We start from the raw sequence: 12,017 nt of genomic DNA on the forward strand, positions 1-12,017 counted from the left end.
GTCGGCGTCAGCCGGCCGGCTTGAGGTCGGTGATCTTCAGGGTGCGCAGGTCGGACTGGACGTCGATCCGGGTGACCTGGGCGTGCGGGCCGTCGCTCCAGGTCAGTGTCACCTGACTGGTGGCGTGGCCTGCGCCCGAACCGGTGTAGGCCACCTGCCAGCGCATCGGCACGTTCTGGGCGAAGAGGATGCCGTCGGCGTGCTCCTTGGTCTCGTAGGCGGCGACCTTCTTCTGGGCGGCCGCGGAGAGGTAGAAGGCGCGCAGGGCCTTCGCCTCGGCGCCCGCGGCCTTGTCGTCGGTGGCCCAGACGGCGTCGATGTAGGCGCCGTAGAAGTCGGCGACGTGCTGGGTGACGTTGTGCGCGTCGCCCTGGGCGACGGCGGTGCCGGGCGCGGTGGAGGGCCGGGCCAGGGCGGGCGTCACCGCGGCCAGGCTGAGGCCGGCGGCGAGGGCGAGGGCGGTGAAAAGGGTCGTACGGTTGCGGACGGACATGTGTCTCGTTCCCCGGTCTCGTGACGGACGGGCTGCTCCCGTCCGCTGACGGCTGGTAAGACCACGTTTCGGCAAAGGTGGTTCCGGTGCTTTCCGGATGATTCCGGGCATGCGGCAAGGCAGAAAAGGTTGCGTCGGTTTCCGGCCTCGGGGCGTGCCGATCCGGTCATGTATCCGGTTCTACCGTTCCTCCAGCAGCCGGGCGAGCCGGTCGAGGGCCATGCGGGTGCCCCGCTCGTTGTCCGCGCGGGCAATCGCGTCGGGAACGCCCTCGTGCAGGAGCTCGACGTCCGTGCCGCCGTCGGCCGGGGTGAGCGTCGTCGTCAGGGTCATGGTGGTGCCGAGCGCGTCGTCGTCCGTCTCGAACGCCAGCACCTCCACGACCAGGGCGCCCGGGAGGAGCCGGGCGAAGTGACCGCGGTAGGTGTCGGTGCGCCCGCCCGACTTGCCGGTGCCGCCGCCCGCGTCGTAGGTGAGCGAGACCCGGAAGGCGCCGCCCTCCCGTGCCTCGAAGGTGTGCACCCGGGCGGTCATCCCGTCGGGGACCCGCCAGAGCGCGACCGCGGCCGGGTCGGTCAGGGCCCGGTAGACGGCCGCGGGGTCCGCGCGCACATGACGGGTGACTCGGGTGGCGTACACGGGACGCACGCTACCCGGACCGGCGGCCCTTACAGCTCCTTGCGGATCGCGCCGCGCAGGGTCTCGGTCCGCGCCGCGGGCACCCCCCGGGCGGCGAGGCGGTCCAGGGCCTCGCGGTACGGCTCGACGTGTTCGGGCTTGTCGGGGTGGACGGCCCCGAGCAGCGGGGTGCGGGCCGTGGGCGAACGGCTTGAGCCGCACGGTGACATGGGGCAGCCGGCCGGCCTCGACCAGGTGGTCGATCCGCGCGCGCCCGAACCCCCGACCACGCTGGTCGGCCTCGCGCACCGAGCGCGGGAAGGCGTCGATCTCGTGCGGGCCGGCCATGCAGTAGGACTTGGAGCAGCTTCCCGGCGTCCGCGAGGCGCGGCACGGGAGGGGCGCCGCTCCAGCCGGTCTCCGTGGTCATCCGCACCCCCGGGAGCAGGCGGCAGGCTCGCCTCGTACACCGTCGCCGCGGGCACGCCACGCGCGGGTGTGCCCCGTGCGGGCAGCAGGCACACGGCCGACCGCCATTTTCAACTCGCAGGTTGCGGCCCGTTGTTGGCAGGTGGGAAAGTGGAGCGACTGCTCCGGCCGACCGAGGAGCAGGCGGCGTGGCCGGTCGGGGGACCGGGCCGCGGCACGGCCTCGTGCGGGGCGGTGTGCCGTCTGCTGCGCGCGGCCGGCCGACCGAACCCCCCACACCACGCACGGCCGGACGCTCCCCACGCGAGGCCGGACGAAAGGCGCACGGCGATGGCTCCGCCCTTCCTCCCCCGACCGCTCCACCGCCCGCCCCCGGGCGCGAGAGGGGACCGGTCGTCTCGCGCGGACGGCCCGGGCCCGAGGCAAAGCGCGCTGTTCGAGAAGGCCGGCCGGCCGGTCGCCGAGGTCCCCCTCCCGGCGTCGGACGCCTGCTTCGACCTGCCGGCCCGCCCCCTCGCCGTCGGCGCCGCCCGCCGGGTCGTACGGGATCTGCTGACCGTATGGGACGTGCCGGAGGGGGTTCGGGACGATGTGCTCCTGGTGGTCTCCGAGCTGATCACCAACGCGCTGGTGCACGCGGGCGGCACCCGGATCGGCTGCCGGCTGCACCGCGCGGCCGAGCGGATACGGGTCGAGGTGACGGACGAGATCACCGGGGCAGCGGGCACCGCGCTCCCGGCGGCCCGCCGTCCCGGGCCCGAGGACCAGCACGGGCGCGGGCTGCTCCTGGTGGAGGCGCTGAGCCTCGGCTGGGGCGTCGCCCTCCCGTCCGGCCGGCCCGCCCGTGTCGTCTGGGCGGAACTGCGGTCCGTCTGACCCGCCTTGTCCCACTCTTCCCGGTAGCGCAGCCGCTCTTCGCACCTCCGTTCCGGACCAACCCCCACCAGTCCGAAGGATCCCCATGCACCACACCGCTCCCCTCCCCCAGCCGCTCCCGGTCGTCGACCCCTCCTGGACCCGGGCCCGCCCGAAGCCCGGCTCCGAGGAACAGCCCGACTGACCCCCGCCAACTCCCCTTTTTCGAAACTCCCTTTGCCCCCGTACAAGGCTCTACGGGTTGTCCCTCCACCGGGGTTCTACGACCCCGGCATCGCGCCCCGGGCCGGCCGGCCGGCGCGCACGTGGGCGAGCAACGCCTCGGCGGCGGTGCGCAGTCGGACCGCCGCCGAGGCACAGGCGGCCGCCTGCCGTTCCAGGGCCGGACGGCTCCACTCGGGTGCCGCCGGACAGCCGCCGAGCGTGACGACGGTGGCGCGCAGGCGCCGGGCACAGCCGTCCAGCAGATCGGCGTCGGCCCGCAACCGGCCGATGTGGGCGAGGAGTTCGTCGGCCTGCGCCGCGCCGGCCCGGGCGGACTGGGTCACCATGGGTACTCCCAACTGGGCTGTGTGCGTGCGGGTGCGTACGGGACGTCAGCGCGCCAGTTCCGCGCCGCCGCCGCGGTGCGCCATGAACTGCGGGCAGGCCAGCACGAACAGGGGCCGGGCCACATCGATGCCGAGCCGGCGCAGCTGTCCGGCGAGGGGTTCGGCGGCCGCGGTGTCGAGCCGTACCCGCACGCCCGCGCCCGGGTGCAGCCGGAGCCTGCCATGGGCCCGGACCAGGGTGCGTACCGTGCCGGTGCCCCGGCGGCCGTACAGGGCCCGGTCGGCGTCAAGGCAGCGGACGCCCGGCCCGAGCCGGCCCTCGACCACGAGCCCGAGGTCCGCCGAGCGGGCCCGGATCTCCCGCCCCGTCAGGTCGGCCTCGGCACGCATCCTGAGCACCGGCTGGCCCCAGACCTCCTGCGCGACCACGCGGGCCGCCTCGGTGGTGACGGCGAGCGAGAGGACGTAGCGGCCGGTGCGGCGCAGGTCGACGCGGCGCAGCAGATCGGTGACGGCGTCGTACGGACGCGGCCGCCACAGGTCGTCCACCAGGACGGACAGGGCGATCTCGGTGTACGGGCCGATGGTGGTGCAGCGGTGCTCGTGCACGGAGAGCACGGCGAGGGCCCGGGGGCCGAGCCGGCTCGGGGTCAGCCAGGGCGCGTCGGGCAGCAGGCTCCGGGCGGCGGCCGGGTCGACGGGGAAGCAGAGGTGCGCGGCGGCGGAGTCGTAGTACCGCACCGGCACGTCGACCGGGCCCACCGTGGTGCGCACGGGGGCGGTGGCGAGGGTGAGGAAGGGGTGGCCGGCGGGCGGGTGGGCGTGGTCCTTGAGCCGGTACGCCTGGGTGCGTACGACGGGGCCGCGATAGGGGGCCAGCGCCTCGTCCAGGTCCGCGCGGGCCACCGGGAGCAGGGTCCGCAGGTGCTCGATGTACTCGCGCAGGCGGTGGCAGAGGGGGAACTCGCGGGTGGGGCCGGCGTATTCGACGCGGTAGCGGGTGGCGCCGGCCGGGTCCTCGGGGGGCGCCGGTTCGCCGGCCGTCGGGGCGCTGGACGTCGATGCGCCGGAGGTCGGCTCGCCGGGTGTCGGTTCGCCGGGGTGGCCGTCGGGGGCGGCCACCAGGTCGTACCGGTTGGTGACCGTGGCGATCCAGGTGCGGGGGTCGGCGGGTTTGCGGTCGCCGGACGGGGAGCCCACGGCGACGACGTGGGTGACCCGGTAGGTGCGGCAGAAGTCCTCGTCCTGGGCGAGGTTGAGGACCGCGTTGCCACCCTCGCTGTGGCCGATCAGGGCGAGTTCGGCGCCGCGCGGGATGCCGTGGACGGCCAGGGCGTGCGCCAGGGAGCGGGTGTACGGGGAGTCCGTCGCGCACAGGTCGCGCCAGGCGCCGACGAGGTCCTGCGGGGCGTCGGCGCGGGGGCGGCCGGGGGCGGTGCCGGGGGCCTGGACGACGTAGCGGACGACGCCGTCGGGGCCGCGCACGTTCTGGACCAGGATCCGTCCGTCGGTGGACAGCGCCTCGATGTTGCGCAGGAAGCCGAGGAGGGAGCCCTCGGTGGCGATGATCCGGCGCCGCTGGTCGGCGAGTTCGACGGCCTCGGCACCGCCCTCGGAGGTGCCGCTGCCCTCGGACGGCCCGCCCAACAGCGCCCGGACCGACAGGAGTTCGGATATCAGGGGTGCCAGCCCGGACAGCGCGCGCTGGGCCGTGCGGTCCCGGAGCAGGGCGCGCAGGGCCCGTACGGCGTCCTCGTCGCGGTCGGCGGTGAGGGCCCGGGTCAGCAGGCGCATGCCGGGGGTGCGGGCCAGTTCGGGGTGGTCGGCGAGTACGGCGGTGACGCGCAGCCGCAGCGCGGTGAGGGCCACCAGCGCGGCCAGGTCGTCCGTGCCGCGCACCCGGCCCAAGAGGTCGCGGGCACGGGTGATGCCGCCGCGTGGCCCGGTACCGGCGAGGCCCGGTCGCGCGGCGAGGGCCCGCAGCAGGGCCCAGCATCCGGCGAGGCCGGTGCGGGGGTGGCGGCGGGTGGCGGCGGTCAGGTCCGGGGCGGACAGGGTGGTGGCGGTGCGTTCGGACACCGCGCGGATGCCCTCGGCGATCTCCAACACGTCCCGCGCGCAGCCGCGCAGCACGTCCCCTGGGTCCGGCCCGCCCGGCAGGGGCGGCCCGGGTGCGGTGCCGTCCGCTCGCATCCGACGCTCCCTCGGTTCGACGACGTACGACGGCTGCGGCCGCGTCGGCGGGACGCGACCCGCGTCCATCGTGTGCCACCCCCACCGGCCCCGCACTTCCGTAAGGGACCGGAACGGGCGGCGGGGGTGCGGCCGAGCGCCCTGCGGCGGGCCGTGCGGCGGAGCAGGGGCGGGTCGGGGCCGTCGGGGCCGGTGGCATATTCCCGGCGGCCGCGTCTCACCCGAATGGCCCAGGGGTGCCGAAGGGTGGGGCGGCCGGGAGGAATCGGTCTGGCCCGGGGATGGGCGGTCGGGGCTGGGCGCTGTCCGGCGGATCATGTGCGGGGCCATGAGCGGATCGCCGCCGGGACGACCGGGCCGGGACCGGGCCCCTGATCGGCCCACCAGCCCGGGTGTCGGGATGTGACTCTGGTCGTACGGCCGAGTTCCCACTGGATGAGTACGGGATTGCGGGGTAGAACAGTTGTTGGCTCGTGTAGTTGCGCGAGCCGGAGCACGCCCGGTCGAAGGGCTGCTCCTGGGCATGACGTGAAGGATCGACCAGTATGGCCAGCGGCATCGTGAAGTGGTTCAACGCCGAAAAGGGCTTCGGCTTCATCCAGCAGGACGGCGGGGGCCCGGACGTCTTCGCGCACTATTCCGAGATCCAGGGCGGCGGCTACCGCGAACTGACCGAGGGCGAGCACGTCACCTTCGACATCGGCCAGGGGCAGAAGGGCCCGCAGGCGCAGAACATCGTCCGCGGCTGAGCGGCCGGATTTCATCCTGGGTGAGGCGGCTGCTCCGGTCCGGGGCAGCCGCCTCACCCATGCGCGCCACGTTCCCCGTCGCCTTGCGGCGAAGCCCCGCCGATGAGCCATCTATGCTGGTCCGCAGCATCACAGGGGGAGGGCAGAGCGGTGGACTGGTTCTGGTGGGTTCTCATCGTCTTTTGGACGGGTGGCTTCGCGTGGGCGGCTGACAACGTCCGCACCGCGCTGCGTCATCGGCACGAGCGCAAGCTGCAGTTGCTGGAGGCGGCGCGACAGGACCGCTTGGCCGTCGAAGCGGCGAAGAAGTCTCCTGAGCCGGTGTGCGGATGCACGCACCATCTCGCCAAACACGACAAGCAGGGCCAGTGCCATGAGCGCGTCGAGGTGCCGGTGGCCTGGGACGAGAACAAGAAGCCGCTGCGTTACGAGGCTGGTCAGTGCAACTGCCAGCAGTACGTGGGGCCGCAGCCCCTGTCGCAGGTGTTCGCGGAGGACCTGACGGACCTCTGACCAGGACGGCGAGGCCGGTCTCACCGCACGCTCGGCCGCGCCAGGCCGAGGTCGTAGGCGAAGATCACCGCCTGGACCCGGTCGCGGGCGCCCGTCTTGGCCAGGACGCGGCCGACGTGGGTCTTCACCGTGGATTCGGACAGGACGAGGCGGGTGGCGATCTCCCCGTTGGTCCAGCCCTTGCCGATGGCGACCAGGATCTCGCGTTCCCGTTCGGTGAGACGGTCGACGCGGGGGTCGTCGGTGGGGGCGGAGCCGTAGCGCGCGAACTCGTCCAGGAGGCGGCGGGTGAGGGCGGGGGCGACCACCGCGTCGCCGCCCGCGACGGCGCGGATACCGGCCAGCAGTTCGTCGGGGCGGGCGTCCTTCAGCAGAAAGCCGCTGGCCCCGGCGCGCAGGGCCGCGTGCACGTACTCGTCCAGGTCGAAGGTGGTCAGCACGAGGACGCGCGAGCGGGCCCCGGCGGCGACGATGCGCCGGGTCGCCTCGATGCCGTCCATGCCGGGCATCCGGATGTCCATCAGCACGACGTCCGGGCGCAGTTGGGCGGTCCGGCGCACGGCCTCCGCGCCATGGGCGGCCTCGCCCAGCACCTCCGTCCCGGGCACGGAGTCCAGCAGCATCCGGAAGCCGTACCGTTGCAGCGGCTGGTCGTCCACGATGAGCACGGTGGTCACGCCGCTCCCTCCCGCGAGCCGAGGTCGAGGGTGGCCGCCACGGTCCAGCCGCCGCCCGGGGCGGGGCCCGCGCTGAGGTGGCCGCCGTACAGCGCGACGCGCTCGCGCATGCCCGACAGCCCCTGGCCGTCGGCGTGTCGGCCTGCCCGGACGGTCGTGCCGGTGTCACGGACCTGGATGCCGAGCCGGTCCTCCCCGACATCGATCGCGAGGTCGACCCGGGTGCCGGCGCCCGCGTGCTTCAGGGTGTTCGTCATGGCCTCCTGCACGATCCGGTAGACGGTCAACTGGACGCCCCCGTCCAGGGCTTCGGCCTTCCCGGTGCTCCGGTAGACGACGTCGAGCCCGGCGGCTCGCACCCCGTGGCAGAGGGCGTCGAGGTCGGCGAGCCCGGGCTGCGGGCTGAGTTCGGGTCCGGCGGACGGGGCGTCGGTGTCCCGCAGCACACCGAGCACGCGCCGGAGTTCGGCGAGGGCCTGGCGGCCGGTGTCGCCGATGAGCCCGAGGGCCTCGGTACCGCGCCCGGACCCGGCGGCGGTCGCACCGGCCGCGGCGCACACGCCCGCGTCCGCCAGGGTGATCACCACGGACAGGTGGTGGCCGACGATGTCGTGCATCTCCCGTGCCACCCGGGCCCGTTCGGAGGCGGCGGCCAGCCTGCTGCGCTGGTCGCGCTCCGTCTCCAGGCGGGCCGCCCGGTCCCGCAGCGCGGCGAGCTGGGCGCGGCGGATCCGGATCACCAGGCCCAGCGCGAGGGCCGCGGTCGCCGTGCTCAGCAGGAAGAACAGCGTGTCCGTGACGGACACGACGACCGAGACCCGCACCGCGACCAGCACGAGGGCGGCCCCCATCACCGCGCACGCCCAGGGCAGTTGGCGCGGTCTGCCGTGCAGGGCGAGGCTGTACAGGGCGATGAAGAGGGCGACGTCCGCGTGCAGGGCGGCGCCGAGGGCCCACTGGAGGACGAACACGGCGGCGACGGCCGCGAAGGCCGTCGCGGGGCGCCGTCTGCGCCACAGCAGCGGCAGCACCAGGCCCGCCTGCGCGGCGAACATGGCGGCGACCGGCAGCCGGGTGAACGCGAGCCGGAAGCGGCGCGGCCCGTCGGCGTCGACGACGCCGCCGTGCAGCAGGTCCGGCAGGCAGAACAGCAGGAAGACGACCGCCACCACGGCGGTGTCCAGCACCCAGGGCCGGGCCAGGTCGGCACCCCGCAGCCGCCGGCCGGCCCGGCCGAGCCGGGCGACCAGCGGCCCCATGGCGCCGAGTTCCTCCGCGACCGCCGCGGAGGCGGGAGGCAGGGTGGTCATGGCGCGGTTCCCGGTCAGACGTCCTCCCGCCGCAGCCGGTAGGCCGCCCCCGCCAGCGCGAGCGCGGTCCAGCCGAGGAAGACCAGCAGCCCGGCGCCGGGGGACAGCGAGGTGGCGTCGTGTGTGAGGGCGTACATCGCCTGGCCCGCGTTGCTCGGCAGGTAGGGGGCGATGTCGTCCTGCCAGGAGCTGGGCAGCAGGGAGGCGAGGCCGGGGACGAGCATGAAGCCGGCGACCAGGACCGAGATGCCGCCGGCCACCGAGCGCAGCAGGGCGCCGAGGGCCGTACCGATGACGCCGACGAGGCCGAGGTAGAGTCCGGCGCCCAGCAGGCCCCGGACGACGCCCGCGTGGCCGAGCGTCAGGGCGGCGGACGTGTCGGAGACGACGCGGCTGCCGACGAGGAAGGCGACGAACGCGCCGGCCGTGCCGACGGCGAGGGCGACCAGGCCGTACACGGCCGCCTTGGACCAGAGCACGGGCAGCCGGCGCGGTACGGCCGCCATGGTGGAGCGGATCATGCCGGTGGAGTACTCCCCCGCCATGACCAGGACGCCGAGGACGCCGAGGGCGAGTTGGGCGAAGTTGGCGCCGAAGAGGGAGAGGCTGAGGGCCGTGGAGCGGGCGAAGTCCTTGTCCATGCGGGGTGAGCCGATCATGGACTGGTAGCGGTAGGAGGCGATGACGCCGAAGACGACGAGGAACAGCAGTCCCAGGCCGAGGGTGATCCAAGTGGAGCGCAGGGACCAGAGTTTGGCCCATTCGGAGGCCAGCACGCGGCGCCCGGTGACCCGGTAGGCGGGGCGGCCGGGCGCGGCCTCGGTGTTCCCCGCGGCTGAGGTGGTCTCGGTCAGGGTGCTCATGCGGCGCTCCCGGTGCGGTCGGTGCGGGTGCCGGCGGTGTCGCCGCCGTGCGTGCCTCCGTGGTACTCGACGGAGTCCCTGGTCAGGTCCATGAAGGCCGATTCCAGGGACACCGCCTTGGTGCTCAGTTCGAACAGGGGGATGCCGTGCTCGGCGGCCTTCAGCCCGATCTCCCGGGCGCTCACCCCGCTGACCTGGAGTTCCTCCGCGCCGCCCCGGCCGGTGATCTCCACGCCCGGCCCGGCGAGCACCTCCCGCAGCCGTCCCGGGTCCTCGGTGGCGACCCGGACGGTGTCACCGCCCGCCTCGCGCACCAGGTCCCGTACGGTCGTGTCGGCGAGCAGCCGCCCCCGGCCCACGACGATCAGATGGTCCGCGACCTGCGCGACCTCGCTCATCAGGTGGGAGGACACGAAGACCGTGCGGCCCTCCGCGGCGAGCGAGGTGAGCAGGTTGCGGATCCACAAGACGCCCTCGGGGTCGAGGCCGTTGACCGGCTCGTCCAGCATCACCGTGCGGGGGTCGCCGAGCAGGGCCGCGGCGATGCCGAGCCGCTGGCCCATGCCGAGCGAGAAGGAACCGGCCCGCTGGCCGGCGACGTCGCCGAGCCCGGCGAGCCGGACGACCTCGTCCACGCGGCGGCGCGGGATGCCGTGGGTCAGCGCGAGCGCCCGCAGATGCTGGTAGGCCGAGCGGCCGGGGTGCACGGACTTGGCCTCCAGCAGGGCGCCGACCTCCTGGAGCGGGGCGCGGTGACCGGCGTAGCGGCGGCCGTTGACGGTGACGGAGCCGCTCGTCGGGGCGTCGAGACCGACGATCATGCGCATGGTGGTGGACTTCCCGGCGCCGTTCGGGCCCAGGAATCCGGTGACGGTGCCGGGCTTGACGACGAAGTCCAGTCCGTCGACCGCCGTCTTCTCGCCGTACCTCTTGGTCAGTCCTCGTGCCTCGATCATGCGGGCTCCCTCTGTCGCGGATCGCGGCGTCCGTCGCGCCCTCGGGGCGGCGGCGTCCGTCACGTCTGACGTCTCATCCGCAACGCTAGGCCGCGAAAGCCAGCAAACCCGTGGTACTGGGGGCTGAACGGAGCAGAAGGGGCGGTACCGGGGTGCTACGCCCAGCCGCCGCGCCCATCCGGGCCGCGGTGGTGGCGGTGGTGCCGTGCGCCGTGCGCGGGGCGTCCGGGACGGCGGCGACCGGGGAGACGGGACCGGGCGACGGGGCAGGGCGGCTCGAATCGGCCGTGTGCGCCGGGGCGGTGGCCGTGGTCCGCTCGGCCGAACGGGCGGTGAGCACCATGTGCCCGCTGCCGGCGGCGGCCTCGGTGAGGCCGGCGCGGCCCAGCGCGGGCGGGTGGGCGGCTCAGGCGGAGAGGCTCGCGGCGAGGGTGGCGCCGAGTTCCCAGCATGCCTCCGTGTCGGCCCGGCCGGGTTCACCCGTGACGGTGACCGGCTCGGCCGCGCGGCGCCAGCCGAGGCCGGTGGTGATGGTGTCCAGGGCGCGCGCCGCGCCGGTGACGTCGTTGCCCCCGTGGACGTAGGAGCCGAAGGGGCGGCCGCGGGTCTCGTCCAGGCAGGGGTAGTAGATCTGGTCGAAGAAGTGTTTGAGGGCGCCGGAGAGGTAGCCGAGGTTCGCGGGGGTGCCGAGGAGGTAGCCGTCGGCTTCGAGGACGTCGGTGGCGGTGGCCGCGAGGGCGGCGCGGCGCACCACCCGGACGCCCTCGATCTCGGGTGCGGTGGCGCCGGAGACGACGGCCTCGAACAGGGCCTGGCAGTTGGGCGACGGGGTGTGGTGGACGATCAGCAAGGTGGGCACCCCCGCACCCTGCCGGGTCCGGCGCGCGGTACGCAAACGCGCCGCCGGTCCGTGCCGTTGTGGGCGCGCGGGCGGGGTGCGAGGATGCCCGGCGTCGGCGCCGTACGGGTGCCGTACGGGTCGGTGCCGTAGGGGTCGGCGCCGCGCGACGGGAGGAGCCGTGGTGGCCGAGGACGAGCGCCGGGTGCCGGCGGCCGTGGTGTTCGACGCGCTGGGCCTCGACTACGAGAAGGCGTTCGCCTCCTCCGCCGCGCACCGGGCGTCCCTGGGGTGGCTGCTGGAGCGGCTGGCGCCGGGCAGCCGGGTGCTGGACGTGGGCTGCGGGACGGGGCGGCCGACCGCGCGGACCCTGGCGGACGCGGGGCACCGGGTGCTCGGGGTCGACGTGTCCCCGGTGATGGTGGAGCTGGCGGCACGGCAGGTGCCGGAGGCCGAGTTCCGGCACGCCGACATCCGCGAACTCCCTCTGGAGGACGGTTCGTTCGACGCGGCCTGCGCCTACTTCTCGCTGCTCCAGATGGACCGGTCCGAGCAGGAGGCCGTGGTGGGCCGGCTCGCGCGGGCGGTACGGCCCGGCGGGTTCGTGGTGCTGGCGACCGTGCCCGTCGACATCGAGGGCGCCGAGGGTCTCTTCATGGGGCAGCCGGTGCGGGTGACGAGCTTCGGCGCGGACGCGTTCAGGGAGGTGGCGGGGCGGGCCGGGCTCGCCGTACTGGGCGAGGAGCGTACGGAGTTCGCGCCGGCGCATCCCGAGGCCGTACCGGAGCCGCATCTGTTCCTGCACTGCCGGCGACCCGGGAAGCCCGCGCGGTAGCCTCCGGCCCTCCCCGAGGGCCCCGGGCCCTAACTGGGAGCCCCTGGTCTTCCTCAAGAGCCTCTGGTCTTGCTCAAGCCGCTTGGCGCACGGAGCTCTTGGCGGCGAGGATGATC

Annotated in this window: 13 protein-coding genes and 1 pseudogene; 4 read left to right on the forward strand and 10 right to left on the reverse strand. The window is 74.7% G+C overall.

Annotated elements, in window-relative coordinates; translation table 11 throughout:
- Positions 1-7: 7 nt before the first annotated feature.
- The 3 genes and pseudogenes from GHR20_RS01640 to GHR20_RS01650 form a co-directional block, all read right to left on the reverse strand.
- A complete protein-coding gene (locus tag GHR20_RS01640; RefSeq protein ID WP_153811929.1) occupies positions 8-493 on the reverse strand; it encodes a hypothetical protein in 486 nt (161 codons plus the stop codon).
- 180 nt (positions 494-673) lie between these two features.
- A complete protein-coding gene (locus GHR20_RS01645) occupies positions 674-1,132 on the reverse strand; it encodes an SRPBCC domain-containing protein (protein ID WP_153811930.1) in 459 nt (152 codons plus the stop codon).
- Between the two features lie 29 nt (positions 1,133-1,161).
- A pseudogene (locus GHR20_RS01650) lies at positions 1,162-1,398 on the reverse strand (transcriptional regulator); the annotation flags it as partial.
- Positions 1,399-1,870: 472 nt separating this feature from the next.
- Between GHR20_RS01650 and GHR20_RS36650 the strand changes: the two are divergent.
- A complete protein-coding gene (locus GHR20_RS36650; RefSeq protein WP_194858771.1) occupies positions 1,871-2,416 on the forward strand; it encodes an ATP-binding protein in 546 nt (181 codons plus the stop codon).
- 260 nt (positions 2,417-2,676) lie between these two features.
- On the opposite strand, the gene GHR20_RS01660 is transcribed toward GHR20_RS36650, so the two are convergent.
- Together GHR20_RS01660 and GHR20_RS38075 are read right to left on the reverse strand one after the other, a co-directional pair.
- Positions 2,677-2,967, reverse strand: coding sequence for a hypothetical protein (locus GHR20_RS01660; RefSeq protein WP_153811933.1), 291 nt, complete (start codon positions 2,965-2,967; stop codon positions 2,677-2,679).
- Between the two features lie 45 nt (positions 2,968-3,012).
- Complete coding sequence (locus tag GHR20_RS38075) at positions 3,013-5,160, reverse strand: acetoacetate decarboxylase family protein (RefSeq protein ID WP_153811934.1); 2,148 nt, start codon at positions 5,158-5,160, stop codon at positions 3,013-3,015.
- A 545-nt stretch (positions 5,161-5,705) separates the two neighbouring features.
- Here GHR20_RS38075 and GHR20_RS01670 point away from each other — a divergent pair.
- Positions 5,706-5,909 carry a cold-shock protein gene (locus GHR20_RS01670; protein ID WP_111581649.1) on the forward strand — a complete coding sequence of 68 codons (204 nt, stop codon included), beginning with the start codon at positions 5,706-5,708 and terminating at the stop codon, positions 5,907-5,909.
- Positions 5,910-6,059: 150 nt separating this feature from the next.
- The gene (locus tag GHR20_RS01675) at positions 6,060-6,422 is read left to right on the forward strand and encodes a hypothetical protein (protein ID WP_153811935.1); all 363 of its coding nucleotides are present in this window, start codon (positions 6,060-6,062) and stop codon (positions 6,420-6,422) included.
- Between the two features lie 20 nt (positions 6,423-6,442).
- Here GHR20_RS01675 and GHR20_RS01680 read toward each other — a convergent pair whose 3' ends face one another.
- The 5 genes from GHR20_RS01680 to GHR20_RS01700 form a co-directional block, all read right to left on the reverse strand.
- Positions 6,443-7,099 carry a response regulator transcription factor gene (locus GHR20_RS01680; protein WP_153811936.1) on the reverse strand — a complete coding sequence of 219 codons (657 nt, stop codon included), beginning with the start codon at positions 7,097-7,099 and terminating at the stop codon, positions 6,443-6,445.
- Positions 7,096-8,409 carry a histidine kinase gene (locus GHR20_RS01685; protein ID WP_153811937.1) on the reverse strand — a complete coding sequence of 438 codons (1,314 nt, stop codon included), beginning with the start codon at positions 8,407-8,409 and terminating at the stop codon, positions 7,096-7,098. The genes GHR20_RS01680 and GHR20_RS01685 overlap by 4 nt, the downstream gene beginning before the upstream one ends.
- Before the next feature lie 14 nt (positions 8,410-8,423).
- Positions 8,424-9,272, reverse strand: a complete 849-nt coding sequence (locus GHR20_RS01690; RefSeq protein WP_153811938.1) for an ABC transporter permease — start codon at positions 9,270-9,272, stop codon at positions 8,424-8,426.
- Positions 9,269-10,228 (reverse strand): ATP-binding cassette domain-containing protein, encoded by a 960-nt coding sequence (locus GHR20_RS01695; RefSeq protein WP_153811939.1) that lies wholly within the window; start codon positions 10,226-10,228, stop codon positions 9,269-9,271. The genes GHR20_RS01690 and GHR20_RS01695 overlap by 4 nt, the downstream gene beginning before the upstream one ends.
- A 406-nt stretch (positions 10,229-10,634) precedes the next feature.
- Positions 10,635-11,087 (reverse strand): flavodoxin family protein, encoded by a 453-nt coding sequence (locus GHR20_RS01700; protein WP_153811940.1) that lies wholly within the window; start codon positions 11,085-11,087, stop codon positions 10,635-10,637.
- Between the two features lie 163 nt (positions 11,088-11,250).
- On the opposite strand from GHR20_RS01700, the gene GHR20_RS01705 reads away from it, so the two are divergent.
- Positions 11,251-11,901, forward strand: coding sequence for a class I SAM-dependent methyltransferase (locus tag GHR20_RS01705; RefSeq protein WP_243877860.1), 651 nt, complete (start codon positions 11,251-11,253; stop codon positions 11,899-11,901).
- Positions 11,902-12,017 lie beyond the last annotated feature (116 nt).

Source organism: Streptomyces sp. SUK 48, assembly GCF_009650765.1.
In the GTDB taxonomy this organism is placed as follows: Bacteria; Actinomycetota; Actinomycetes; order Streptomycetales; family Streptomycetaceae; genus Streptomyces.

Bases quoted from the DNA above. Each gene is read 5' to 3' on its own strand.
- GHR20_RS01670 (WP_111581649.1), top strand. From the start codon at position 5,706: ATGGCCAGCGGCATCGTGAAGTGGTTCAACGCCGAAAAGGGCTTCGGC.
- GHR20_RS01695 (WP_153811939.1), bottom strand. From the start codon at position 10,228: ATGATCGAGGCACGAGGACTGACCAAGAGGTACGGCGAGAAGACGGCG.
- GHR20_RS01690 (WP_153811938.1), bottom strand. From the start codon at position 9,272: ATGAGCACCCTGACCGAGACCACCTCAGCCGCGGGGAACACCGAGGCC.
- GHR20_RS01640 (WP_153811929.1), bottom strand. From the start codon at position 493: ATGTCCGTCCGCAACCGTACGACCCTTTTCACCGCCCTCGCCCTCGCC.
- GHR20_RS36650 (WP_194858771.1), top strand. From the start codon at position 1,871: ATGGCTCCGCCCTTCCTCCCCCGACCGCTCCACCGCCCGCCCCCGGGC.
- GHR20_RS38075 (WP_153811934.1), bottom strand. From the start codon at position 5,160: ATGCGAGCGGACGGCACCGCACCCGGGCCGCCCCTGCCGGGCGGGCCG.
- GHR20_RS01685 (WP_153811937.1), bottom strand. From the start codon at position 8,409: ATGACCACCCTGCCTCCCGCCTCCGCGGCGGTCGCGGAGGAACTCGGC.
- GHR20_RS01660 (WP_153811933.1), bottom strand. From the start codon at position 2,967: ATGGTGACCCAGTCCGCCCGGGCCGGCGCGGCGCAGGCCGACGAACTC.